We start from the raw sequence: 23,576 nt of genomic DNA on the forward strand, positions 1-23,576 counted from the left end.
CGTTCAAGCCGAAGCCGCGCGCGCGACCTGCTCCGCCGGCAGGTCGTCGCCATTGGGATCGCCAGGCGCCGTCGCCCAGGCCAGCTCGACCAGCGTCACGATCCTGCGTCCGCCGCCATCGAGCTGGACGACGATCAGGCCCTGCTCCTCCATATAGCCGAGCAGCCGCTGCGCCCGGCGCAGCGAATGCGAGCCGTAGGCCCGCGCGATCGCGGCATCGCCGGGACACGGCCAGCCTTCCTTGGCTGCACGCGCGATCATCATGAACACGCCCTGCATGTCGTCGGGCAGGATCGAGGCGCGCAGCGCCACCTCCTGCCAGGCGTCGTCTTCGGTGAGATCGGTGCCGAGGCCGGCCCGCGCATGCGTCAGCATGCGGCGAAACTCGTTCAGATCGGGCACGGCCGAGCCGAGGCCCTCGATGCGGCAGCGGACCGCGAACTCCTGATAGAGCACGCCGATCGCGCGGAAGCCCGCGTCGGGCTCGGCGAGCACGGCTCGCAGCGTACGACCGACGCGCTCGCGCCGCTCGGCGAGCTCCTCGGCGCTGACCGCCACCTCGACCACCTCGGGCCGGATCTCCGGCGTGGCGGCCGCCTTTGCGGCGCGAAGCTGCTCCAGCAGATCCGGCGCCGGCCGCCGCTGCGGCCGGCTGGCGTCGGGCGGCGGCGCGGCCAGGATCACGGCGCGCATGTCTTCCGTGGTCGCCTCCGGCAGCGGCATCAGGCGCGGCGTCGAGTTGCGCGGGCTCGTTTCGGTCGGGCCGATGTTCAGGCGCAGCGGACGCCGCGACAGCGCAGGCCCCAGCGCCATGAATTGTCCGCGCTCCAGGTCGCGAAAAGCTTCGGCCTGCCGCCGCTCCATGCCGAGCAGATCGGCCGCGCGCGCCATGTCGATGTCGAGGAAGGTCCGGCCCATCAGGAAGTTGGAGGCTTCCGCCGCGACGTTCTTGGCGAGCTTGGCGAGGCGCTGCGTCGCGATGATGCCGGCCAGCCCGCGCTTGCGGCCGCGGCACATCAGATTGGTCATGGCGCCGAGCGAGAGCTTGCGCGCTTCATCCGAGACCTCGCCCGCAACCGCCGGCGCGAACAGCTGCGCCTCGTCGACGATGACGAGCATCGGATACCAATGGTCGCGGTCGACGTCGAACATCCCACCGAGAAACGCCGCGGCGCGCCGCATCTGGTTCTCGGCGTCCAAGCCTTCGAGATTGAGCACCGTGGAGACGCGATGCAGCCGCGCCCGCTCGCCGGCGACCTGCAGGCCGCGCTCGGTGTGATCCTCAGCCTCGATCACGAGATGGCCGAAGCGCTCGGCCAGCGTGACGAAATCGCCTTCGGGGTCGATGATGGCCTGCTGCACCCAGGGCGCGCTCTGCTCCAGCAGCCGCCGCAGCAAATGCGATTTGCCGGAGCCCGAATTGCCCTGCACGAGGAGGCGGGTCGCCAGCAGTTCCTCGAGGTCCATGGCGGCCGCGGCACCCGCCGTGGTCTGCCCCATCTCGATCGCAACCGTCATGTCCCCGACTCAAGTCCCCGTCATTCGCGGACTGGGGCTTATCAATCCCGTCGCGGCGCGTCGAGCCGCACAGGGAAAATCATGCCGCGTTGCCCACGGCGGCGTTCAGGCGTGATTCGATTGCCGTAGAAGTGCGGGACGGTAGGGCGGCTGCGGATCGTCGTCCTCGTTCTCGGGAATCGCGCAGGAGCCGAATTCCTGCCTGATCCGCTCCATCTCGGCGATGCGCTCGTGCAGTCGCTGCAGATGTTCCGGCGATCTCGCCCGCCAGAACCGGAACGTGTCGGCCGTGAGCGGCACGAATGCCGTGCCGAACAGCGTCGGCTCGGGAACGACGGTGCGGCCGAGCAGCAGGAAGCGGTCGGCCCCGGAGACGACAAGGGTGGCATAGCCCCGGTTTCCGATCCGCTTGATCCCGTTCAGCGACCATTCGGCGAGCTTGCTGAAATACGGCTCCTCGCGCCAGCGATCGGGGCAATGGTCGTCGACCGTGACGTTCACGGCATCCTGGCTGAAATGCACGATGATGCCCGACTTGGCGGGAAACCATTCGTCGTCGAGATGCCCTTGCAGCCAGGCGCAGACGAAGGAGCGGCACATTTGCGGGCGGCGGTCGTAAATGGTGCAGCCGGTGCCCGTCTGCCAATGCTTGCAGAGCTGGTTCACCGGCTTGTCGACCGCGGCTACCTCGAGAACGTCGCAGCAGGCGTTGCACGATCCGCATTGCCGGGCCAGCGGCGCGGGGGCCTGCCGGTTGGCCGGCCGAAACCCCTGGCCATCGCGAATGAGGAGCTTTTGCTTCTCGAGCGCGCTCAACGCGCGTTCGACCTTGAGACGGGACAAGCCAGTCGCGTCAACGATCCCCTTCATCGTCGTCGCACCGGCCTCCACCGCGCGAACGACCTGCAACGCCGTCTGATCCATGGTCTGCTTTATTCGTCCGTCTTCCATGACCCGCCTGCTGCCTGCGGCTCCGGGGAACCAGCATCAGTCCCTCCGCAAGGCGGAATAGCGCGGTAGCCGTGGTCTGGCCAGACGTCGCATGGATGGAACATTTGCGCAAATGGCGCGCTACTCGGACGAATCGGGCGCGGCCGTTATAGCCGCGCCGCTCGCCGTCACTGCGCGCCCGATCCGCCCTGCACGATCTTCTCGTTCAGCTTCTGGTCCACGGTGTCGACCGTGCGATCGATCTCGGCGTTGGGCGTGCCGAGCTGATGCGAGATCAGCTTCACCAGCAGGTCGACGCGCTCGATGAAGGGCGCGCCGCTCGCCACCGCGCGCGCGGCCGATGACGGCTTGAGCAGGCTCTCGGCGGCCTTGGCGTATTTCGCGAACGGCACCTGGTCCTGCGGATCGGCGCCGAGCTTGCGCGCGATCGCGTCGACATGGTCGTAGATCGTCTGCGAGCGCTTGAGGTCGCCGTGCACGGCGTCGCGGATCGACTGCGGCTCGTGCGGGGTGATGCAGCGATAGTTGCCGGTCAGCAGCATCGACCATTTCGCCAGCGGCACGAACAGGGAATCGAATACTTTCAGCTTCACCGGCACGTCGTGGCCGTCGAGCGTCACCGCGTCGATGTCGGCCTCCAGCTCGCGCAGCAGCTTGTTGTGCTTCTCGTCGGCGAAGACCGACGCCTTGAAGTTGGTGGGCAGGCCGACATGCAGCACGTTCGCGGCTTCTTCCGGTGGACGGAATGCCTGCGGGTCGGGCGAGCATAGCGTCACCAGCCCCGGCTCGAATCGCTCCCACACCTGGGCATTGGTGTAGGCCTCCTCCAGATCCATGTCGGCGAGTGCGGGAATCCGCTTCAGATAGGGCAGCGGCGGCATGTTCATGATCGACAGGCACGGCAGCTTCGCCGCCGCGATCTTGACCATGAGCACGCGCACCGTGTGATTGGTGTATTGCGGCTCCTGCATCGCAAGGCCGACCAGATCATAGCGGGAGAGGTCGACATTGGCCGGGGTCACCGCGTCGAGCTTGCCGGGCAGGTTGCGCGAGAAGATCGCCCGGTGCACTGCCTCGTCCCGCAGCTTGATGCGCACCTCGGTACCTTCGCGGTTGATCAGCTCGGCGGTCTTGGCGCGGCAGACCAGGGTGACGTTGTGCCCGGCCATCAGCAGCTTCGTGCCCAGCAGGGAGCCGTAAGAAGCCCCGAGAATCAATATGTTGCGCGCCATGCTCCGTCCCTTTGACAATTTGTGCGATTTTTGAGCCCCGGCCGTCATCCGCGGGCGAGTTGCCGGCATGTAAAGCGAACTGCGCGGGTCTGGCAACTGGGATAATGCATACAAGGGCGTGCCGGGTCTGGATCGTCCGGATGGAGGAGGCGCGATCCGGCCACCATTCCGCTCCGAGGGCGCCGGCCTGGACCGCGCTCGATCCGGTCACGGCCGCTCGTTCGTCGGCCGACGCGTCAAAGCGCTCGCGGTCTCGGCGCGTGCCGCTCGCCCAATCCCAGTACCGCCTTCACCGAAAACAGCTCTGTCGGATGTCCCGTTCGGCCAGGCGCTCTGTGGTGCCAGCATACGTGGTCATACTTCGCGCCGGTGATCGGCGCGTTGACCTGTTCGCTGTCATCCCCTCGTCATGTCGCCAGCTGGCGTCGATGAAGCGGCAATCCGCCGCATCACTCACCATATCGTGGTTTCACAATGACGGCACACACAGGCATGTCTGTTCTGTCGGCAAAGTGAAGTCCTCTTCATCCGCCGATCGCAACAAGAAACGACAAGGCCGCATCGCAAGTGTGCGCGGCGAACTGTGTATCAGCAATGGAGCTGGGACGTGACGATTGAGTTGAGCCGGCCTCGATTTCGTGCCCAAGTCGGCTCGTTTGGAATGCCGGCCGTCTCGCCCAGTGCCCCCGCTGCGCGACGCGAAGATGAAACGGTGCGCCCGCAATCGCACCGAGCAGGTGCGCAGGACGCTGTGCAGAACGCGAAGCCGGCCGGTCTGGACGCAAGTCCGGGCAACTGTTGACGGCGCCGCTCGGGGGAATTGGGGATGGAAGGGGATCATTGGCCTTGCGGCCCGTGCGATGGTGCCGGGCAAAACCTGGCCCGCTTGCGCGATCGCGCCTCACAATTTTTCGAAAGCCTGTCCGTCGCGGAGCTGGTGCGTGAGACGCACCGGCATCTGTGGATTTCAGACTGGCTGCGGCTCGCAGACGACTACCGCGCTTTGGCCGAAAGCGCGCGCGATGCTGGGTCCGCCGAGATTGCGCGGGAAGCGTGGCTATGCTCGCTGACGGCCCTCGAGGTCGTCAGGACTCTGTCCTGTCCGGGCGATGTCGAAAATGCCGATCTCGCAGACGAGGTCGGTATCGGCCTGAGAGGCTTCGAGGCCGAGGCTGGTCTGGCGATTGAGCGCGTCAAGATCGATTTCTTCGATCAGGGGGCGCTGGCCGGCTTCTTCCTGCCGGCGCTCCGTCGTGGGCCTACCGCACCGGCCGTGATCTGCGTCAGCGACGGGGACGTCAACTTGGGCTCGATGATGAGCAGGCTGTTGCCGGCCTCGCTCTGCGGGAGCATGTCGCTGCTGCTCGTCAATGCCGGCAATTCGACTGTTCATCGCTCCTTCAGGCCGGAGCACAGGCTTCAATGCTGGTTGGACTATCTGGAAGCTCGTCCCGATGTCGATTCGCGGCGGATCGCGATCTATGGCGAAGGGGCCGGCGCCGGTCACGCGTCCCGTCTGGCCTTTTCGGATCGCAGGATCGCGGCCGCGGTGTGCGACGGCGGTGTCTCGACCCCGGTCATGCGGAGAGCGCTGCGGAGGATGACCAGCTTCGGGCCGGCCGTTCCTGAGGGAGCTTCCGCGGGTTCGTTGCTGCCGTCGCGCCGGCTCCCGTGTCCGCTGCTCATGGTCGTCGGGAGCCGCTCGATGATCTGGGAGCAGGATGCGCTCGATCTGCAAGCCGGCTATCGGGAGAGTGGAGCTGATTGCTCGGTCGTCGTGCCCAACAACGTGCCGCACCCGCTCGGCGAGGTCGAGAATTTCATCGCCATCGACAACTTCGTGCTCGAATGGCTCGACAGCAAGCTCGGGACGGCCCGTCCGCATCAACCGGTGACATACCTCTAGCCTGGGAGGGCATTGGCCGATCACGACGCGTCGATAGCCAGCAATCGTGCCGCCAGCCGCGCATTCCTGGCGATGGTTGCGAGCGCGGCATTCAGCTCACTCAAGGTCTTCTCGTCGAGCTCGTTGAACATCGTCGAATTCAAGGCGAGCTTTCTCTTGGACAGTTTCTCGATTTCCGCCTTCGCCTTCGGCGTCAGCGACATCAGAATGAAGCGGGCATCGTCCGCCGCCGGCTGCCGCGATAGGAAGCCGCCCTTTTCCAGGATCTTGGTCTGGTTGGTCACGAAAGCCGGGTGGACCCGCAACTTGTTCGCGATCTCGATGCCGGCAACGCCTCGTCCTCCGTCCAGCTCGGTGATGGCCATCAAGATCAGCCATTGCGGCTGGGTAATGCCCAACAGTCCGGCCCAGCTGGTGTGAATGTCCTCCAGCTGTGCGTGGATCTCGACGATGTTCCAGATGAACTCCCTGATCGTTTTGTCGAGCTTCTTCTCGATCATGCCGCATTGCCCCCCGTTTGGCGTTGATCCTTTCTTATTGTTCTTGGATCAGTGTTCTATCGGGATATCGCGGGCACGTCTCCTATGTCGCGTCCCGACGAGGGCAACAGGCGCGACATTGTTGAAACGGCCCGGCGATTTGATGCTTGCAAAAGTCAATTAATTCAATTACGTCTCGCTGCACTCAATCTTTGCTGCTCTTGACCCTGTCGACAGACAGCGATGTGAGACCTCCAAGAAAGCCCTCGGGATGCCCCCTGAGGGCTTTTTACTTTTTATTCAGTGCGTTAAGCGGACATTTGACCCCCTCTGTTGCTCACGGGCAACATCTCCCGGCGAACTCGCAATTCACCAAATCAATAAATTGAGGCTGTTGTTTTTCTAAACTATACGTGAAGCACGACGGAGGGGGGGCACCTCGCTGTCGTTTCAGTCCGGACCTTCAGTGCGGATCTGAATTGAACGGAAATTATGAGGGTGAAGCGGTGTCCGCCGAGGAAGCCGAGCCCCCTGAATCGACCTGGAGGTTTACCTAATGAAGTTGACGAAGACGCTTTTGCTCGGCTCGGCTGCCGGCCTGATGGCCGCCTCCGGGGCGTTCGCTGCCGATCTCCCCGTGAAGGCCAAGGCGGTCGAATATGTGAAGATCTGCTCGCTGTACGGCGCCGGCTTCTACTACATCCCGGGCACCGACACCTGCATCAAGCTGGGTGGTTATCTGCGCGCCGAAGTCGCGTTCAACACCAACAGCATGTACGGCATCTCGAACGGCTCGCCGGCCGGTGCGCACAACCGCCTCAGCAACTACTACACGATGCGCGCTCGTGAAGATCTCAACATCGACACGCGCACCGCGACCGAATACGGCGTCGTCCGCACCTACTTCGACGCGGTCTTCACCTGGACGACCGGCGGCTATCAGGGCTCGGGCTCCGGGACTGGCGCCACGGTCTACACCGGCAATCTCGGTCTCAACACCTCGGGTGCGACCCCGGCTCTCGTTGGTTCGTCGATCAACGGCACCGACGGCAACACCTCGGGCGGTTCGCTCGGCGTGTACTACGCCTTCATCCAGTTCGCCGGCTTCACCATGGGTAAGGCCGTGTCGCAGTTCGACGCGCCCTGGACCAACTATCCCGGCAACAACATCGACAGCCTCGTCGGCGGTTCCGGCACGGTCACTGGCGTCAACCAGTTCACCTACACCGCTGACTTCGGTCAGGGCGTGACGGCGGCGTTCTCGGCTGAAGATGCGACGGCCTACTACCAGGCCGGCAACGTGAACCTCTCCGGCGCCAGCGCTGGCAGCATGATCGGCGGCACCTACGGCTCCAACGCCATCGGCGGTTCGCGTTCGCCGAACCTCGTCGGTATGGTCCGCGTCGACCAGGCTTGGGGTCTGTTCCAGGCGTCGGTCGCTGCGCATGACAACCACGTTGCCTACTACGGCGCCACCGAAGCCACCGGTCACCCCGACGACAAGTGGGGTTGGGCGATTCAGCTCGCTCTGTCGATCAAGAACATCCCGACCGGCGCGGGTGACGTGATCAACATCCAGGGCGTCTACACCGACGGTGCGACCCGTTACAACTTCCAGAACCTGGCGGGCAGCAGCTACTCGATGTTCGGCAGCTCGGGCATTGCCTACCAGAGCGTTGGCTTCGCCTATGCTCCGGACACCGTGTTCATCACCGGCGGCCAGCAGGAGACGGTGAAGACCTGGGGCTTCCGCGGTGCTTACACCCACAACTGGGATCCCTACTGGAACACCGCGCTCTACGGTGCCTATGCTCAGGCTCAGTATGGCTCGGTCGCCAAGACCGCGCTCTGCGGCGCTAGCGGCACTGGCGGCGTGTTCGGTGGTCTCGCAGGTGTCACGGGTTGTAACCCTGACTTCGCCGTCGGCCAGATCGGCATCATCACCCGCTGGACCCCGGTCAAGAACCTGACGTTCTCGGGCGACCTGAACTGGACCCGTCTCGACCAGAAGTACTCCGGAACCGTGGGTTACGCGGGTGCCGGCACGACGGCCAAGCCGGCCGCTCTGTACGAGCTGAAGGATCAGGACAGCATCACCCTGCTCCTCCGCGCTCAGCGCAACTGGTAAGCTTCGTCAAAAGACGTGAACGAACACCCGGCGGGAAACCGCCGGGTGTTTTTTTGTGCTTATGCGACGTGATAGCTGAGGCTACGCGATCGTGGCTGTGTCGCCCTCTGTCAATCCGCCAGCCCAAAAATATTCCACTTTACCGAAATTCGGAAATGACGTATGTGTCGCTCATCCCGGCTCATCCTTGAGGGGCGATCATGTTGTCGTCACGATGCGCGAGCCGGGCTTGCGGTGGACGCGGCAGCGTCGGCACGAGATGGGGCGGGCAGGGCGGGTAGTCCCTGTGAGCCTGAATCCCGCGTGCAGACGAGCGGCGCTGTTCTATTCGTCGCGCCAACATTTTTCCGGCCATGTCGACAATGCCGGGAGACCCTGTGGCGCCAACGAATGCGCGTACGGCAAAACCGTGTGGTCCTGGCCGTCGTTGCTACGGTCAAGCCGGATCGAAGATGCGCGCGAGCCCGACCGGGTGGACGGCATCATCCAATTCGAACGGCGAGGGAGGCCAGAACGAACTCGGCTCCCGGGAGAGCACGGCATAAGCCGTCCGACCACCGCGCAGGGAAGGCCGTGTGTTGGGCTTCACCTGTATGCTGCTGTGCGGTTCTTCCTGCGCGTGCCTTTCGCGCAGCGGACCGCGGGTGCGAGCCGGCACCCGGCCTTCCCTGCGCCCTCCTGGCTAAGTGGGCAGCACGATCAAGCAAAGCTCGGGTGAATTGAGCCGCGAGAACGGGAAGGCGTGTCACAAGCTCGCGCGGAGCGGCTGTTTCTCCCGCGGTGAGGTCGCACCGATCGCACGCATGGCGCGAATCCATCCGCTGGCCTCGCCGACGTCGCTAAAGCATGATTCGGAAAAGTGCGAAGCGGTTTTCCGGAACGATCACGCGCAAACAACAACCTAAAGCGCGATGACGATTCATTTAGATTTAGTCACACTTCAGGGAATAGCGGCCTCAGCCCTGGCTCGCGATTCGCGCGCGGTCGAGATGCTCCTCGATCTTCGGGCGGTCGCGGGTGCGCTCGAAGCTGGTGCACAGCAGTTCGGTTTCCGCGAGCGAGACCGGTGCGCGATACAACCGGCACATGAACTCGGCGTTTGCGCGACCCTTGCCGATGCCCGGGCCGCGTTCGGCGAGGAACATGCAGTCCCGGCAGACGCTGGCATCGAGCCGCTGATGGGCCGCGTCGAGGTGATTGAGGACCTCGCGAAGCGAGTCCCGCAGCCTGAGGCATTCGTCGCTCCCGAGCGCATCGACCGCATTCACGACGTGATTGATCGGGTCGTACTGGCTCAGGCATTTCTCACCCTGGGCGGTGACGTGCAGGACGACAGAGCGCTTGTCTTCCTGCGACGGCTTTCTCACCAGGAACGATTTGCTCTCCAGCGTCTTCACGATTTGCGATGCAGTCGCTCTGGTCGCGCCGATGAAGCCGGCAAGCGCGGAGGGCGTGCGCGAAAACCTGTTGGCGCGGCCGAGAAAGCGCAGGGCCATCCATTCCCGATCGCGCAATCCATGCTGGTTGCCCTCGAAATACCAAGCCCTCGCCGCTTGAACCAGCAGCTCGACGGCTTCTCGTGCCAATGGCATGAACCCTACCTCGTCCCCGGAACTTCGTCTGCGGCGTCACGAAGCCGCTTTACGCCTTGGCTCACGAATGCTTCGAAAGACCGCAAACCGGTGCAGCTGTCCGGCGAGCGCGTCGCATCGAGCTCGCGTTCGAAGAGACGAATTTCAGCGCGCCCGATTCGCACCAATGGGCGACGCGTGCTCCGGAGAGAGAGACTGCGTCGTTGGCATGCCAACAGCGTCGTCGCACGTGAGCCCGAGTTGCCGTCGCCAGCAGACGATGGATCGGAACAGTTCAACCGAAGCCCCTGAGTTCAAGTCACGCGCAGACGTTTCTTATATTCCGCCGGAAACGATGAATGAGCTTCTCAACAAAATCAAGTAGAGACCCTCGCGTGCCCCAGATGTCGTTGCAGGTGAATGTAACGTTCAAGACAATCTTGCTCTTCAGAACACATGATGGTGAGCGCAATACGTTGTGCGCTAAGCGGCATTTACGCGGCTCTGCGGCGCTTTGATCTGAGCGCATCTTGTCTGCGTTCGACGCAAACTGATCGAAGCTTGTGCAAGAGGGTGACGCGTTGCGCGATATCATCCACAACTTGAGCGTGACGCCCTAGAATCGTCGAGGGAACTCCAGGGAATTGCACGCGTCGGTTGTTGCTTGCGGCGCGCAGAATCGCCCGTGCGACTGTTTTCCGGCGCGTCTGCTCATTCCTGTTAGTCGCCCTTGAGCATGTCCCGGAGCTCGCGGAACGGATCCGCGCTCGGTGGCGCCGACGCGTCCTGCCGCATCGCGCTGTAGATTCTCGGAACCATGTCGACCGCCTGGTCGAGGCCCGAATCACGTCCCGACTGATACCCGCCCATCAGGCGAAGGTCGCGCGTGTCCTCGTATTTGGCGATCATGGCGCGCAGCTTGCTCACCAATTCCCGCTCGTCGGGGTCCCAGACGTTGTGGGCGAGGCGGGAGACCGAGGCCAGAACGTCGACGGCCGGATAGCGCGCCTGGTCGGCGATGTGCCTGGAGAGCACGATATGTCCATCGAGCGTGCTGCGGATGGTGTCGGCGATCGGCTCGTTGTGATCGTCGCCGTCGACCAGCACGGAGAAAATCCCCGTGATGGTGCCGGAGCCTTCCTCGCCGGGGCCGGCGCGCTCCAGGAGCCGCGGCAGATCGGTGAAGACAGTCGGTGCGTAGCCGCGCGCGACCGCGGGCTCGCCCGCGGCGAGCGCGACCTCGCGGGCGGCGTGGGCGAAACGGGTGATCGAATCCACCATGAGCAGGACCGATTCGCCGCGGTCGCGGAAATATTCAGCGACCGCCATGGCCGTCTTCGGCGCCAGTCGCCGCATCATCGGGCTTTCATCTCCCGTCGATACGATGGTGACGGCGCGCTGGCGATCGTTGCCGAGCACGTCCTCGATGAACTCGCGCACCTCGCGGCCGCGCTCGCCGACCAGGGCCAGCACCACGGTGTCGAAGCCCTGGCTGCGGGCGAGCATCGCAAGCAGCGTCGACTTGCCGACGCCGGAGCCGGCAAAGATGCCGACGCGCTGGCCTGCGCAGATCGGCGCGAACAGGTCGATGACGCGCACGCCGGTGCGCAGCGGCTTGTGCACGCGTGCGCGCTTCATGGCCGACGGTGCCTCGGCCTCGGCCGAAACTGCGAGGGATCCCGGGGTGAGGGGCCCCTGTCCGTCCAGCGGTGCGCCGAGAGCGTTGATGACGCGACCCTTCCAACTCGGATCCGGCGCAAAGGACAAGGGCGGCATCCGGTAGGCGACCGAGCCGAGACCGCCGGCGAATTGCCGGTCGAACGGCTTGGCGACGATGCCCTCGCTGTCGATCCGCACCACTTCACCGATCTGGGGCTTGCCGGCCGAATTGACCCCGATGAGCTCGCCGAGCCTGACGAAGCGCGACAGGCCGGAGACGCGGAAATGCGTCGGCGCGATCTCGGAGATCGCGCCGCTGACGCTTGCCAGGGGAGTGCTCTGCTGAAGCTCCAGCAGCGCCCACTCGAGTTGCCGAAGAGCGTTCAAGGAAACCGTCCCACCTCAATCCTGAAGCATGATCCGGAAAAGTGTGCAGCGGTTTTCCGAAGAGATCATACTTAAACAACAACCTAAAGCGCGAGGCGCGATCTACTTGCCGGGCTCGCCCAGCGTCCGGATGGCGTTCTGCAACGAGCTCTCGGTGCCCTCGATCATCGAATTGGTGCCGTCGAAGGCGCGCGAGGCCGCGATCAGCTTGGTCAATTCCATCATCGGGTTGGCGCCGGAGCCCTCGACATAGCCCTGCTTGAAGCCGTCGCGGGAGAAGTCGGTGATGGCGGTCGCGGGCCGATCAGGCGTCACGCCGGAATTGCCGTAGCGCTCGAGATTGGCATCGGCGGGGATGTTGAACAGGCCGATCGTGCCGATCTCGTTGTTGTCCTGGGTGACCGCGCCGCTGCGCGAGATCGAGATCGGCCCGCCGTTCGGGTCGAGCGTGATCTGCGCGCCGCCGGAATCGACGACCGGAAAGCCGCTGACGGTCTGAAGATCGCCGTTCGAGGCGATCTGGAGCCGGCCGTCGCGGGTATAGACCGTGCCGTTCGGACCGGCGAAGGCGATCCAGCCCTGGCCGGCCACGGCGACGTCGAGCGGGTTGCCGCTCTCGGTGATGTTGCCCATTTCGCGGGAGATGATGTTGTTGCCCGGCGAGGAGAAGGCCACCGGGCTCGGGCCCGCCTTGGACAGCACGGTCTCGAACTTCACCACGTCGGTGCGGAACGCCGCCGTGTTGACGTTGGCGACGTTGTTGGCGATCGTCTGCAGGCGCTTTTCGAGGGCGACCTGTGCCGACAATCCGACATAGAGGGCCGATTGCATGACTTACCTGTTGAACCTGATGTTCTGAAGCGTCGTGAGCATGTTGGTATCCATGCTGGCCGAGGCGGATGCGCCGCCGATGAGGACCAGCGCGGGATTGGTCGAGCTGTCGCTCTGGGCCTGGGTCGCGTCCCACATCGCCGCGAAGCGCTGCACGAACTTGGTGACCTTGGCCGGGTCCTTGAAATCGGTGAGCTGGATCCTGTCGGTGATCATCTTGGCCTGGGCGTCGATGTTGGCCGCGCTGATCGTCGACGGCAGGCCGAGCGCGGTCTGAACCACCTGCGTCAGCGCCTTGTCGGCGAGGATCTGATAGGGGGTCGTGACGGTGGAGGCCTTGCGGGTGAAATACAGCGCCAGCCGCAGTCCCTCGTTCTGGTCGCCGGCTTTCTCCTCCATCGTCTGCGTGACGTATTGCGTCGCCGTGCCGGTCGTCGCTGCGGTGGTCTGGGTCGCCTTGTTGCCGAGGGCGGCGAAGTTGAAGGCGGCGGCGAATTGCCGATAACGGGTGTCGGTGAGCTTGTTGGCGAAGGCATCCTTGCTCGCAACCCCCTCCGTCAGCACCTTGCGCATGAACGCCTTGGCGTAGGTCATGTCGCTGAGGCCATAGGCCTTCATCGCGTAGGAGTAGAGACGATAGTCCTTCAGGAAATCGTCGATGGTCTTCACCTTGCCGATATGGCTCAGGAAATAATCGGTCTCGCGGCTGACATCGGGCTGTTTCGCGACCTGCGTCAGCGACTTGCCCATGTCCTTGGTCAGCCTGGTGTAGTCCGCTATGGTGGATAGCATGGCACGCGCCCCTCTGGCCGCCGCTGCGACCCCGCCTCAAGCTGCCGTCAATTGCTTGCGCGAGGCTGACGATGGAGCAAGCCAGCTTCGCGCAAGGCTCGCCGACTAGATATTCCCGATGGGATCGGCGATGGAGCGGCGCGTTGGGCAGTTTCGTGGGGGTTTTCATCACGGTAGCGGCGCTGCTCGGCGGATTTGCCGCCATGGGCGGACACCTGGCCGTGCTCATGCAGCCGTGGGAGTTCGTGATCATCATGGGCACCGCGGTCGGCACCTTCATCGTGGCCAATCCGTGGAAGACGGTCGTGGACACGGGCGTCGCCTGTATGCAAGCCATCACCGGCGCGGTTCCGAGTGAGCGCTATTATCTCGACCTGCTTGGCGCACTCCATGCCTTGATGCGCGAACTGCGCGGCAAAGGCCGCAACGAGGTGGAAGCACATATCGACGATCCCGCGTCCTCGGAGATCTTCAAGGCATTCCCCAACGTGCTAGGAGACCCCTCGCTGCTCCAGTTCATCTGCGACTATGTCCGCCTCATCATCATGGGCAATGCGCGCACGCACGAGATCGAAGCGCTGATGGACGAGGAGATCCACACCATCGTGAAGAGCAAGCTGATGCCCTATCATGCGCTGGTGACGGTGTCGGAGGCGCTGCCGGCGCTGGGCATCGTCGCCGCCGTGCTCGGCGTCATCAAGGCGATGGGCGCGCTCGACCAGTCGCCGAAGCTGCTGGGCGGCTTCATCGGCGCGGCCCTGGTCGGCACCTTCGCCGGCATCTTCCTGTCCTATGGCGTCCTTTCGCCGTTCGCGATCAAGATCAAGATGACGCGCGAAAAGAAGTGCCGCCCCTACATCATCGTCAAGCAGACCTTGCTGGCGTTCATGAACGGCGCGATGCCGCAGATCGCGGTCGAGCACGGCCGCAAGATGATTGCGAGCAGCGAGCGGCCGTCGATCGACGTCGTCGAGAACGAGACGATTGCGGGCCCCAAGGTCGTGGCGACCGAGGCTGAACCCAAGGCTGCACGCGCATGATGGAAGACGTCGAAGTCGATCAGAAGAAGCAGCTCCCGAACTATCTGCTGGACGCCGCCGGCATATCGATCGAGCGCATGCCGATGCTGAATGTGATCTTCGATCGCATGGCGGCATCGTGCACCGACAGTCTGCAGCCGATGGCCGGAACGCCGTGCTATTTCTCGGTCAACGGCATCACCAACGACCCTCTCGGCGACATCATCAAGGACTATGAGGGCAACGCGGTCGCTGCGGTGCTCTACGCCGAGCAGTGGGACTCGCGCGTCATCATCATGCTGGACCGCGACTTCGTGTTCACGATGGTCGAGGCGATGTTCGGATCCGACGGCGCAGAGCCGCCGCTCGATGTCGAGCGCACTTTCTCGAACATCGAGATCCGGCTGGTCCAGGCCCTGTTCGAGCGGTTCGCCAAGGCGTTGCAGGGGGCCTTCGCCGGCACGTCAAACGTCACTTTTCGCGTGGAGCGGGTCGAGACGGCGATGGCGTCGCTGGCGATCGGTCGCGCCAGCAACATGTCGATCTGCGCGAACATGATGGTGCAGGCGCTCTACCGCGGCGGACAGATGTTCCTGATCATTCCGCACTCCGCGCTCAACCCGCTGCGGCAGAAGCTCGCTCATGTCGTCGTCAGCGACGGTCGCGCGACCGATCCACGCTGGCGCGAGCAGATGGAGAGCGAGGTTCAGAGAACCGAGGTGACGCTGAGCGCGGTCCTCGACGAGAAGATGATCTCGCTCGAGGACGTCGTGAAATTCAAGGTGGGGCAGGTGCTCGAGCTCGAGGCCACGCCGCGCACGCTGGCCCGTCTCGAAAGCAACAACCAGGTGCTGTTCTGGTGTCAGATCGGCCAGCTGGATGGCTATTACGCCATGCAGGTGGCAGATCCCGTCGATCAGAAGCGGGAGTTCGTCGATGATATCCTATCTCGTTGATGCCGTGCTGCTGATTGCGCTCGCCTTCACCAGCATGCGGGTAACCCGGATGCACCGCGAGCTGGCGCGGCTGCGCAGCTACCAGGGCGAATTCTCCACCATCGTCCACGAGACGGCGGGCGCGTTCGACACCGTCATCACCGCGGCGCATGATTCCACCGCCAATCTCGGGCGGCTCGCCAACGTGCTGAGCACCAAGATCGACCAGGCCCATGAGGCGATCGCTGCGCTCGATGCCCGCAGCGGGCTCGTGGCGACCGCGTCCGCGGGCGGCACCGAAGTCAACAAGCACTAGAGCCGGGCCCGGCGGCAACAATACGATCGGAACGTCACGACGCTCCGGGAGCGGAATACCAAGAGGCGATACCAGATGGCGCAATCCTTCGACTATGACTCTGCCACGCGAGCAACGGCCTCCGACGAGGGGCACACCGACACGACTCCCCTGGAGCGGCTGGCGGAGATCGCCGCGCGCACGGCGGAGGAGAGCGGAAAGTTCGCCAATGTCGATGCCATCCTGCGCATTCCGGTCACCATGCAGGTGGTGCTGGGCTCGGCCACTATTCCGGTGGCGAATCTGATGAAACTTGGCCGCGGCGCGGTCGTTCCGCTCGACCATCGGGTCGGCGAACCCGTCGACGTCGTCGTCAACGGCCGCATCGTCGCCCGCGGCGAGGTGGTCGTCGTCGAAGAGGACAATTCCCGCTTCGGCGTCTCGCTCACGGAGATCGTCGGACCGCTGGGCCAGGGCGATTGCTGACCATGGCGGCACAAGTCGGCATCGCCCCCGTCAAGCAGCGAGGCGTTGCCACGCTGGGTGGAACGGAAAAAGTCGCGGCGCTCCTCCTGGCCATGGGCCGGCAGGCGGCCGCGAGCGTGCTCGCGCAATTCGAGCCGCAGGACATCCGCATTGTCACGAAGGCCGCGGCCGAGCTGCGGCCGATCACGGCGCAGGAGCTCGAATCCATCGTCGAGGAGTTCGCGCAGCAATTCTCGATGGGCGCGAACATTCTCGGTACCCTCGGCGGCCTCGAGGCCGTGCTCGGCGACGTGCTTCCCGCCGACCAGGTGTCGGCGATCATGTCGGATCTGCTAGGCAATTCGAGCCGGTCGGTGTGGGACCGCGTCTCGTCTGTGTCGGAGAACTCGCTGGCGACCTATCTCTCCAAGGAGCATCCGCAGACCGCAGCGCTGATCCTCTCCAGGGTCAAGCCGTCCTGTGCCGCCAAGGTGATGAGCCAACTGCCCTCGAGCCTGCGCAACGAGCTGATGCGGCGCGTGCTCAGCCTGAAGCCGATCGTCGATGACGCGATGAAGGTGCTCGAAAAGACGCTGCACGAAGACCTGACGCTCAATTTCGCCCGCAATCTCGGCGCCGACACCTACGCCCGGGTCGCCGACATCATCAACAAGATGGAGCGCGGCCATATCGAGGATATCCTGAAGAGCCTGTCGGAGAAGCGGCCGAAGTCAGCCGAGGTTCTGAAGGAGCTGCTGTTCACCTTCGACGACGTCATCAACCTGGCACCGAAGGCGCGCACCATGATCTTCGACCAGGTTCCGACCGACCGCATCGTGGTCGCGCTGAAGGGCACCGACAAGCATTTCCGCGAGCTGATCCTGTCCGCGGTCGCCTCGCGTGTTCGCCGCGTCGTCGAGGCCGAGCTCGCGATCGGCGAACCGTCGAACCAGCGCGACGTGCTGGAGGCGCGGCGCGTGATCACCGACCTCGCGCTCGACCTCGCGGAGAAGGGCGAAATCGAGCTCAACCCCGACCAGGAGGATGAGCTGGTCTTCCGCTGACCGCTGAACGGGCATGGCAGAAACATCCGATCAGGAGAGCAAGACAGAAGAGCCGACCGAGAAGAAAGTCCGCGATGCGCTCGAACAGGGCAAGATTCCGGTCTCTCGGGAAGCCTCTATTTTTGCCTCGATGGCCGCTCTGATGGTCATTCAGGCGTTCCTGATCGGTCAGGGCGTGCAGCAATTGACGCCGACCCTGAAGAGCCTGCTCGACGATCCCGAAGGCTTCCCGCTTTCCACCGGCGCGGACGCGCAGAACCTGCTCACCGTGGTCGGCCTGCAGGCGCTGCGCTTCCTGGTGCCGCTGGTCGTCATCCTCATGGTGTTCGGGCTCGCCTCCTCGCTGCTGCAGAACGCGCCACGCTTCGTGCTGGAGCGCATCAAGCCGGAATTGTCGCGGATCTCTCCGATCAGCGGCTGGAGTCGCATCTTCGGAACGCGAGGCCTCGTCGAGTTCGCCAAGTCGCTGTTCAAGCTGGCCGCGGTAACGTCCGTGGTTGTCTTCGTGCTGCGCTCGTCGGAAGCGAAGGCGTTCGAGGCGATGTACACCGACCCGGTTGCGCTGCCGGAGATGATCCTCAACATCGCGATGCGGATTGTCTCGGCGATCTGCATCGCGACCATCGTCCTGGTCGCGATCGATCTCGCCTGGGCGCGCTTCCACTGGCGGCGCGAGCTGCGCATGACCAAGCAGGAGATCAAGGACGAGCACAAGCAGGCCGAGGGCGATCCGCTGATCAAGGCTCGGCTGCGCTCGCTGGCACGCGACCGCTCGCGGCAGCGGATGATCGCCTCCGCTGCGCGCGCCACGCTCGTGATCGCGAACCCGACGCACTTCGCGATCGCGCTGCGCTACAAGCGCGAGGAAAATCCCGCACCGCTCGTGGTGGCCAAGGGCATGGACGTGATCGCGCTGAAGATCCGCGAAGTTGCGGAGCAGAACCGGATCCCCGTCATCGAGAACAAGGCGCTGGCGCGCGCGCTCTACGAGGCGGTCCAGGTCGATCAGGTGATCCCGGCTGAGTTCTTCCGCCCCGTCGCCGAAATCATCTACTTCCTCCAGTCGAAGCAGGCGCCGCGGACCGAGAAGGTCCAGTAGATTTCCGAGGACGACGTCCGGCCCAACAGCTTGACGAAAGCTTAACGCCCTAGGCTCCTCTCCGAATGGACCGGAATGGAGCTGTCGTGGGACCGCTTTACCTCTTCGAACTCGCATCGTCGCAGGCGCGCTATCTCGAGCTCCGCCAGTCGACCATCGCAACCAACGTTGCCAACGCCAACACGCCGGGCTTCAGGGCACGCGACGTCGAGCCCTTCAACAAGGTGCTCGACGGCATGCCGGTGAGGCTTGCCACGACGTCGCCCTCGCACATGCAGTTGTCCGCGGCCGAGACCGACACGCGCGCGACCGCGAAGAAGGACAGCTGGGAAGTGGTTCACTCCGGCAACTCCGTCAGCCTCGAGCAGGAAATGATCAAGGGCAGCGACGTCAATCGCGATTATTCGATGAACTCGGCGATCGTGCGGTCGTTTCACCGCATGGTCCTGTCGAGCGCAAAGGCCTGAGGGTGAACTGACATGCTGGACTCACTGAGTGCCTCCCTGACGGTCGCGAGCTCCGGGCTCGAAGCGCAGTCGACGCGCATGCGCGTCGTCTCGGAGAACCTCGCCAACGCGACCTCGACGGGACGCACGGCCGGAGCCGATCCCTATCGGCGCAAGACCATCACATTCGATGCGGCGATGGACCGGGCCGCGGGTGCGCAGCTTGCGAAAGTCAAGGAGATCGGCGTCGACACCACGCCTTACCGCGTCGAGTACGATCCCGGACATCCCGCCGCCGACAAGGCCGGCTACGTCAAGCTGCCCAACGTCAACATGATGATCGAGATGGCCGACATGCGGGAAGTCAACCGGTCCTATGAGGCCAATCTCCAGGTTGTGAAACAGGTGAGGTCGATGCTCGGCATGACCATCGATCTCTTGAGGAGCTGACCATGCTCGAGGCGATTTCATCCACGGCGATCTCCGCAGGACAGGCCGCGAGCCGCGCCACCGAGACGCAAGGCATCTCGCCTGCGGCGACCACGGCGGTCCAGACCGCTGACGATGTCGGCTTCGAATCGGTGATGAAGCAAGTGACGACCGATGCGATCGGAACGCTGAAGGCGGGCGAGGCGGCGTCGATCTCGGCGATGCAGGGCAAGGAATCGACGCGGCGCGTCGTCGAGGCGCTGATGTCGGCCGAGCAGGCCCTGCAGACGGCGGTCGCGGTGCGCGACAAGGTCGTGCAGGCCTACCAGGAAGTCGTTCGGATGTCGATTTGATCTGAGGAGTGGACTAAGTGAAATCGCTCGCCATTGCGGCCACGGGCATGAACGCCCAGCAGACCAACATCGAAGTCATCGCGAACAACATCGCCAACATCAACTCGACCTCCTACAAGCGGGCGCGCGCGGAATTCACCGATCTGTTCTACCAGATGGACCGCATGCAGGGCGTGGCGAACGTCACCGGTTCCTCGCCGATCCCGGAAGGCGCCAATCTCGGCCTCGGCGTCAAGTCGGCGGCCATCCGCAAGCTGCACATTCAGGGCGCGCTGACGCAGACCGGAAATCCTTACGACCTCGCGATCAACGGCCGCGGCTGGTTCCAGGTGCTCGGTCCCAACAACGAGGTGCAATACACCCGTGCGGGCTCGTTCAACGTCAATGCCAACGCCCAGCTCGTCACGATCGACGGATACCTTTTGGATCCCGCGATCACGATCCCGCAGGGGACGGTGGAGGTCACGGTCAATCAGACCGGCCAGGTATTTGCCAAGCTCGACACGGAAGTGAACCCGCGGCAGATCGGTCAGCTCAATCTTGCCAATTTCGCTAACGAAGCGGGCCTCGAACCGCTGGGCAGCAATCTCTACAAGGAGACCACGGCGTCGGGCACGCCCGTCGTCGGACTGCCGGGCGATGCCGGCTACGGCAAGATCAACCAGAAATGGCTCGAAGCCTCGAACGTCGACCCGGTCAAGGAAATCACCGAGTTGATCTCGGCCCAGCGCGCCTATGAAATGAATGCCAAGGTCATCCAGGCCTCGGACGAAATGGCCCAGACGGTCTCGAAGGGCATGCGCTAGTTCCGGTGTTTCGATGTTGAACAGGATGGGCCTGATCATGCGCGGGTTGGCCGCCGTGCTGCTGATTCTGGCCTCGGTGTGTGCCGCCGTCGCCGAGGAGAAGCGGCTTCCGGTGCCGGCGGTTTCGATCCGCGCCGGCGAGGTGATCCGGGACGACATGATCGCCGAGCGAGCCTTTGCGCCGAGCCTGCTCGGCGTTGCCATGTTCATCGAAACACGCCAAGTCCTGGTCGGCCGCATGGCGCGGCGCGCGCTGTTGCCTGGTCAGCCCATTCCCAGCAATGCGGTGGAAGATCCCTGGACCGTCGCCCGCGGCGCCATGGTCAAGGTCGTGGTCGAAGACAGCGGCCTGTCCATCGTCACCTACGGCTCGGCAATGCAGTCGGGGGCGGCCGGCGCGCTCATCCCGGTGCGCAATACTGATACCGGGGTGATCATCAGGGGCATCGTCCAGCCGGACGGCACCGTCAAGGTCGTGGATGGGTCATGACGAGACTCCTGCTTGCGTTCGTCCTGCTGCTTTCGGCCGTCAATGCCCAAGCCGCGGTCCGCATCAAGGACATCGCGGATATCAAGGGTTTGCGCGAAAACCAGATCGTCGGCTATGGCCTCGTCATCGGCCTGAACGGCACTGGCGACACGCTGCGCAACGCGCCCTTCACGGAGCAGTCCCTGCAATCGATGCTCGAGAACATGGGCATCAATGTCAGGAACGAGACCACCAGCACCAACAATCCCCCGCGTCCCACGACCTTGCGCACCCGCAACGTCGCGGCGGTGATGGTGACTGCGGATCTGCCACCTTCGATCGGGCCCGGCGAGCGCATGGACGTCACCGTGTCGTCGCTCGGCGATGCCACCTCGCTGCTCGGCGGCACGCTGGTCATGACGTCGCTGCGCGCCGCGGACGGTGCCGTCTATGCGGTGGCGCAGGGCGCGATCACGGTCGCCGGGTACAGTGTCGGAGGCCAGGCGCAAAACGTCAGCCAGGGCACGCCGACGGCCGGGCGCATCCCGAACGGCGCGCTGGTCGAACGCGAGGTCCAGGGAAGTCTCCACGAGATGGAGTTCCTGGTACTGGAGCTGAAGAACCCCGATTTCGTCACCGCGACGCGCATCCTCGACGCCATTAACCGCTACGCCGGCGGACGCTATCGCGCGCAGATCGCCTTCGAGCGCGACTACCGCACCATCGTGCTGTCGAAGCCGCGCCACATCGGCCCGGTTCGATTTCTGTCCGAGATCGGTGAGCTGACGGTCGAGCCGGACACGCCAGCACGGGTCGTGATCAACGAACGCACCGGCACCGTGGTGATCGGGCGCGATGTGCGGATATCGACCGTTGCCGTGACCCACGGCAATCTGACGGTTCGTGTCACGGAGCTGCCCGTGGTGTCGCAGCCTGCGCCGTTCTCGCGAGGCCAGACGGTGGTCGTCCCGCAGACCGTGGTCGAGGCAAACGAGGCCGGAGCGCAGGTGGCGATCCTCAGCGGGGTCGATCTGCAGCGCCTCGTCCGCGGGCTGAACCAGATCGGCCTGAAACCCTCGGGCATCATCGCGATCCTCCAGGCGATCAAGACCGCCGGCGCGCTCCAGGCCGATGTCATCGTGCAATGATGCATAAGCGTCGTGCAAGCTTGGTCGCTCAATGCTCGGGTCTCGACCGAGAATCGCACGCGGACCGATGCTGAAGCTGGATCACAAAGCCACACTCCTCCTGCTGGTCGCGGCATCAGTGCTCGCGAGTGCCTCGCCCGTGCGCGCCCTGGACGAGGCCAAGCCGTCGAAGCCGCTCAACCTGCTGTCCTTCGCGCGCGCCCGCGCGGCCGGTCCGCAGAAGCCGCAGCCGGTCACGGCAGTGTCAAACGACAATGCGCCGATCCGGGCCACGGCATGGGCGGCCGAAGATCCGGGCCCTACGGCCACCGGAGCGGTGCCTGCTGCCGAGACGCCTGCACCCGCGGCTGCGCCTGCACCTGCGCCCGTACCGGTGCGTCCGGCCAAGCCCGGCAGCGCCACGGCGCCGCCGAAGCCCGCACTGCCGCCCGCCGCCGCGTCTGCGGACAACGAAGTTGCGATGTTCTGCAGCAACGTGGCCGATCCTGCCGTCGATGCGAGGCTGGCCTGGCAGCTCAAGGAATTGCAGAAGGCCGAGACCCTGCTGCGCGAACGGATCGCCGAGGTCGAGGCCAAGCGCGCCGAATATGAAAAGTGGATGGAGCTTCGCGACGACTTCCTGAAGAAGGCTGAAGCCAGCGTTGTCGAGATCTATTCGCGCATGAAGCCCGAAGCTGCGGCGACACAGATTGCCGGCATGGCGGATGAAACCGCCGCCGCCGTTCTCGCCAAGCTCAGCCCGAGGAGCTCGAGCGCGATCTTCAACGAGATGGATACGGCACGCGCGGCGCACCTCGCCGACCTGCTTGGCGGCATGCGTCGCGTCGACGACGGAAAGACCAAATAGATGAAGAAGCCGATCCTCATCCTCCCGCTCATCCTGACGTCCGTGCTCCTGGCCGGCTGCTTCCATGATCCGGCCGAGGTCCTGACCGGCCCGCAAATGTCGCCGGTCGGCAGCGGCCTCCGAACCCAGGCCGATCCGATCCCGGTGACGCCGCGCATGCGCACGCCCGTCAGCTACCGTTCGACCTGGGACGACGGCACCGATCTCTACCGCGATCCCCGCGCCCGGCGCACCGGCGACGTCGTGACGGTGATCATCTCGATGCAGGACAAGGCCAAGCTCGACAACAAGACCGGCCGCTCGCGCGATTCGCAGGTCAAGTTCGGGCTCGACTGGCTGATGGACGTCGCGGGATGGAACGACAAGGGCCAGGCCAACGCCAACCTCAGCACCAACACCCAGATCAAGGGTAACGGCCAGATCGACCGCACCGAGGATATCAAGCTCTCGATCGCCGCCATCGTCACCGACGTGTTGCCGAACGGCAATATGATGATCAGCGGCTCGCAGGAGTTTCGCGTCAACACCGAGATGCGCGTGCTCAACGTCGGCGGCATCGTGCGCCCGCGCGATATCTCGCGGGCCAACACTATCTCCTACGACAAGATCGCCGAGGCGCGGGTGTCCTATGGCGGTCGCGGAAATCTGTCCGACGTGCAGCAGCCTGGATGGGGACATCGGATCTATGACGCCGTGGCACCGTTCTGAAGTTCGCGCCGGTCTGGCCGTGTCGCGAGGGCAGGGGGC

Annotated in this window: 24 protein-coding genes; 16 read left to right on the forward strand and 8 right to left on the reverse strand. The window is 64.4% G+C overall.

Translation table 11 applies throughout. From position 1 onward, the window contains the following. Positions 1-3 precede the first annotated feature (3 nt). The 3 genes from P6U31_RS08695 to P6U31_RS08705 form a co-directional block, all read right to left on the reverse strand. Positions 4-1,518, reverse strand: coding sequence for a helicase HerA domain-containing protein (locus tag P6U31_RS08695; RefSeq protein WP_407187793.1), 1,515 nt, complete (start codon positions 1,516-1,518; stop codon positions 4-6). A 105-nt stretch (positions 1,519-1,623) separates the two neighbouring features. Then, the gene (locus tag P6U31_RS08700; RefSeq protein ID WP_407189799.1) at positions 1,624-2,442 is read right to left on the reverse strand and encodes a YkgJ family cysteine cluster protein; all 819 of its coding nucleotides are present in this window, start codon (positions 2,440-2,442) and stop codon (positions 1,624-1,626) included. Between the two features lie 194 nt (positions 2,443-2,636). After that, on the reverse strand, positions 2,637-3,701 hold the full coding sequence (locus P6U31_RS08705; RefSeq protein ID WP_407187794.1) for a ketopantoate reductase family protein: 1,065 nt from the start codon (positions 3,699-3,701) through the stop codon (positions 2,637-2,639). A 937-nt stretch (positions 3,702-4,638) separates the two neighbouring features. Here P6U31_RS08705 and P6U31_RS08710 point away from each other — a divergent pair. Then, positions 4,639-5,607 (forward strand): alpha/beta hydrolase, encoded by a 969-nt coding sequence (locus P6U31_RS08710; RefSeq protein ID WP_407187795.1) that lies wholly within the window; start codon positions 4,639-4,641, stop codon positions 5,605-5,607. Positions 5,608-5,627: 20 nt separating this feature from the next. Here the strand turns inward: P6U31_RS08710 and P6U31_RS08715 are convergent, their stop codons facing one another. Beyond that, on the reverse strand, positions 5,628-6,107 hold the full coding sequence (locus tag P6U31_RS08715) for a MarR family winged helix-turn-helix transcriptional regulator (protein ID WP_407187796.1): 480 nt from the start codon (positions 6,105-6,107) through the stop codon (positions 5,628-5,630). Positions 6,108-6,642: 535 nt separating this feature from the next. Here P6U31_RS08715 and P6U31_RS08720 point away from each other — a divergent pair. Beyond that, positions 6,643-8,214 (forward strand): porin, encoded by a 1,572-nt coding sequence (locus tag P6U31_RS08720; RefSeq protein WP_407187797.1) that lies wholly within the window; start codon positions 6,643-6,645, stop codon positions 8,212-8,214. Positions 8,215-9,170: 956 nt separating this feature from the next. On the opposite strand, the gene P6U31_RS08725 is transcribed toward P6U31_RS08720, so the two are convergent. The 4 genes from P6U31_RS08725 to P6U31_RS08740 form a co-directional block, all read right to left on the reverse strand. Beyond that, positions 9,171-9,806 (reverse strand): MarR family winged helix-turn-helix transcriptional regulator, encoded by a 636-nt coding sequence (locus P6U31_RS08725; protein WP_407187798.1) that lies wholly within the window; start codon positions 9,804-9,806, stop codon positions 9,171-9,173. Between the two features lie 699 nt (positions 9,807-10,505). Further along, positions 10,506-11,831 (reverse strand): flagellar protein export ATPase FliI, encoded by a 1,326-nt coding sequence (fliI, locus tag P6U31_RS08730; protein ID WP_407187799.1) that lies wholly within the window; start codon positions 11,829-11,831, stop codon positions 10,506-10,508. A 102-nt stretch (positions 11,832-11,933) separates the two neighbouring features. After that, the gene (gene flgF, locus P6U31_RS08735; RefSeq protein WP_407187800.1) at positions 11,934-12,662 is read right to left on the reverse strand and encodes a flagellar basal-body rod protein FlgF; all 729 of its coding nucleotides are present in this window, start codon (positions 12,660-12,662) and stop codon (positions 11,934-11,936) included. Positions 12,663-12,665: 3 nt separating this feature from the next. Then, on the reverse strand, positions 12,666-13,454 hold the full coding sequence (locus P6U31_RS08740) for a DUF1217 domain-containing protein (protein ID WP_407187801.1): 789 nt from the start codon (positions 13,452-13,454) through the stop codon (positions 12,666-12,668). Positions 13,455-13,597: 143 nt separating this feature from the next. Here P6U31_RS08740 and motA point away from each other — a divergent pair, with 143 nt between their 5' ends. The 14 genes from motA (at position 13,598) to flgH (ending at position 23,537) form a co-directional block, all read left to right on the forward strand. Continuing rightward, positions 13,598-14,494: a flagellar motor stator protein MotA gene (gene motA, locus P6U31_RS08745; protein ID WP_407187802.1), complete on the forward strand. Its 897-nt coding sequence runs from the start codon at positions 13,598-13,600 to the stop codon at positions 14,492-14,494. Further along, on the forward strand, positions 14,491-15,429 hold the full coding sequence (locus tag P6U31_RS08750) for a flagellar motor switch protein FliM (RefSeq protein ID WP_407187803.1): 939 nt from the start codon (positions 14,491-14,493) through the stop codon (positions 15,427-15,429). Before motA ends, P6U31_RS08750 begins: the two co-directional genes overlap by 4 nt. Then, positions 15,410-15,724, forward strand: a complete 315-nt coding sequence (locus P6U31_RS08755; protein ID WP_407187804.1) for a hypothetical protein — start codon at positions 15,410-15,412, stop codon at positions 15,722-15,724. Before P6U31_RS08750 ends, P6U31_RS08755 begins: the two co-directional genes overlap by 20 nt. 75 nt (positions 15,725-15,799) lie before the next feature. After that, positions 15,800-16,189, forward strand: coding sequence for a flagellar motor switch protein FliN (gene fliN / locus P6U31_RS08760; protein ID WP_407187805.1), 390 nt, complete (start codon positions 15,800-15,802; stop codon positions 16,187-16,189). Positions 16,190-16,191: 2 nt separating this feature from the next. Continuing rightward, on the forward strand, positions 16,192-17,232 hold the full coding sequence (locus P6U31_RS08765) for a flagellar motor switch protein FliG (RefSeq protein ID WP_407187806.1): 1,041 nt from the start codon (positions 16,192-16,194) through the stop codon (positions 17,230-17,232). 13 nt (positions 17,233-17,245) lie between these two features. After that, positions 17,246-18,331 (forward strand): flagellar biosynthesis protein FlhB, encoded by a 1,086-nt coding sequence (flhB, locus tag P6U31_RS08770; RefSeq protein ID WP_407187807.1) that lies wholly within the window; start codon positions 17,246-17,248, stop codon positions 18,329-18,331. 65 nt (positions 18,332-18,396) lie between these two features. Further along, the gene (gene flgB / locus P6U31_RS08775; RefSeq protein ID WP_370134681.1) at positions 18,397-18,798 is read left to right on the forward strand and encodes a flagellar basal body rod protein FlgB; all 402 of its coding nucleotides are present in this window, start codon (positions 18,397-18,399) and stop codon (positions 18,796-18,798) included. A gap of 12 nt (positions 18,799-18,810) precedes the next feature. Continuing rightward, positions 18,811-19,227, forward strand: coding sequence for a flagellar basal body rod protein FlgC (gene flgC, locus P6U31_RS08780; protein ID WP_407187808.1), 417 nt, complete (start codon positions 18,811-18,813; stop codon positions 19,225-19,227). A gap of 2 nt (positions 19,228-19,229) precedes the next feature. Then, positions 19,230-19,559, forward strand: a complete 330-nt coding sequence (locus tag P6U31_RS08785) for a flagellar hook-basal body complex protein FliE (protein ID WP_407187809.1) — start codon at positions 19,230-19,232, stop codon at positions 19,557-19,559. A gap of 17 nt (positions 19,560-19,576) precedes the next feature. Beyond that, positions 19,577-20,365: a flagellar basal-body rod protein FlgG gene (flgG, locus tag P6U31_RS08790; protein ID WP_407187810.1), complete on the forward strand. Its 789-nt coding sequence runs from the start codon at positions 19,577-19,579 to the stop codon at positions 20,363-20,365. A gap of 25 nt (positions 20,366-20,390) precedes the next feature. Then, positions 20,391-20,855 (forward strand): flagellar basal body P-ring formation chaperone FlgA, encoded by a 465-nt coding sequence (gene flgA / locus P6U31_RS08795; RefSeq protein WP_407187811.1) that lies wholly within the window; start codon positions 20,391-20,393, stop codon positions 20,853-20,855. Beyond that, positions 20,852-21,982, forward strand: coding sequence for a flagellar basal body P-ring protein FlgI (flgI, locus tag P6U31_RS08800; RefSeq protein ID WP_407187812.1), 1,131 nt, complete (start codon positions 20,852-20,854; stop codon positions 21,980-21,982). The genes flgA and flgI overlap by 4 nt, the downstream gene beginning before the upstream one ends. Positions 21,983-22,049: 67 nt before the next feature. Then, complete coding sequence (locus tag P6U31_RS08805; RefSeq protein WP_407187813.1) at positions 22,050-22,829, forward strand: MotE family protein; 780 nt, start codon at positions 22,050-22,052, stop codon at positions 22,827-22,829. Beyond that, positions 22,830-23,537: a flagellar basal body L-ring protein FlgH gene (flgH, locus tag P6U31_RS08810; protein WP_407187814.1), complete on the forward strand. Its 708-nt coding sequence runs from the start codon at positions 22,830-22,832 to the stop codon at positions 23,535-23,537. It abuts the gene before it with no gap. The last annotated feature ends 39 nt before the right edge of the window (positions 23,538-23,576 follow it).

Source organism: Bradyrhizobium centrosematis (assembly GCF_045571495.1).
Taxonomy (GTDB): Bacteria; Pseudomonadota; Alphaproteobacteria; order Rhizobiales; family Xanthobacteraceae; genus Bradyrhizobium; species Bradyrhizobium centrosematis.

Bases quoted from the DNA above. Each gene is read 5' to 3' on its own strand.
- P6U31_RS08720 (WP_407187797.1), top strand. From the start codon at position 6,643: ATGAAGTTGACGAAGACGCTTTTGCTCGGCTCGGCTGCCGGCCTGATG.
- flhB (WP_407187807.1), top strand. From the start codon at position 17,246: ATGGCAGAAACATCCGATCAGGAGAGCAAGACAGAAGAGCCGACCGAG.
- P6U31_RS08755 (WP_407187804.1), top strand. From the start codon at position 15,410: ATGATATCCTATCTCGTTGATGCCGTGCTGCTGATTGCGCTCGCCTTC.
- P6U31_RS08785 (WP_407187809.1), top strand. From the start codon at position 19,230: ATGCTCGAGGCGATTTCATCCACGGCGATCTCCGCAGGACAGGCCGCG.
- P6U31_RS08700 (WP_407189799.1), bottom strand. From the start codon at position 2,442: ATGGATCAGACGGCGTTGCAGGTCGTTCGCGCGGTGGAGGCCGGTGCG.
- flgC (WP_407187808.1), top strand. From the start codon at position 18,811: ATGCTGGACTCACTGAGTGCCTCCCTGACGGTCGCGAGCTCCGGGCTC.
- P6U31_RS08740 (WP_407187801.1), bottom strand. From the start codon at position 13,454: ATGCTATCCACCATAGCGGACTACACCAGGCTGACCAAGGACATGGGC.
- P6U31_RS08725 (WP_407187798.1), bottom strand. From the start codon at position 9,806: ATGCCATTGGCACGAGAAGCCGTCGAGCTGCTGGTTCAAGCGGCGAGG.
- P6U31_RS08695 (WP_407187793.1), bottom strand. From the start codon at position 1,518: ATGACGGTTGCGATCGAGATGGGGCAGACCACGGCGGGTGCCGCGGCC.
- flgI (WP_407187812.1), top strand. From the start codon at position 20,852: ATGACGAGACTCCTGCTTGCGTTCGTCCTGCTGCTTTCGGCCGTCAAT.
- flgF (WP_407187800.1), bottom strand. From the start codon at position 12,662: ATGCAATCGGCCCTCTATGTCGGATTGTCGGCACAGGTCGCCCTCGAA.
- P6U31_RS08705 (WP_407187794.1), bottom strand. From the start codon at position 3,701: ATGGCGCGCAACATATTGATTCTCGGGGCTTCTTACGGCTCCCTGCTG.
- P6U31_RS08715 (WP_407187796.1), bottom strand. From the start codon at position 6,107: ATGATCGAGAAGAAGCTCGACAAAACGATCAGGGAGTTCATCTGGAAC.
- flgH (WP_407187814.1), top strand. From the start codon at position 22,830: ATGAAGAAGCCGATCCTCATCCTCCCGCTCATCCTGACGTCCGTGCTC.
- flgA (WP_407187811.1), top strand. From the start codon at position 20,391: ATGGGCCTGATCATGCGCGGGTTGGCCGCCGTGCTGCTGATTCTGGCC.
- P6U31_RS08750 (WP_407187803.1), top strand. From the start codon at position 14,491: ATGATGGAAGACGTCGAAGTCGATCAGAAGAAGCAGCTCCCGAACTAT.
- P6U31_RS08765 (WP_407187806.1), top strand. From the start codon at position 16,192: ATGGCGGCACAAGTCGGCATCGCCCCCGTCAAGCAGCGAGGCGTTGCC.
- fliN (WP_407187805.1), top strand. From the start codon at position 15,800: ATGGCGCAATCCTTCGACTATGACTCTGCCACGCGAGCAACGGCCTCC.
- P6U31_RS08805 (WP_407187813.1), top strand. From the start codon at position 22,050: ATGCTGAAGCTGGATCACAAAGCCACACTCCTCCTGCTGGTCGCGGCA.
- flgB (WP_370134681.1), top strand. From the start codon at position 18,397: ATGGACCGGAATGGAGCTGTCGTGGGACCGCTTTACCTCTTCGAACTC.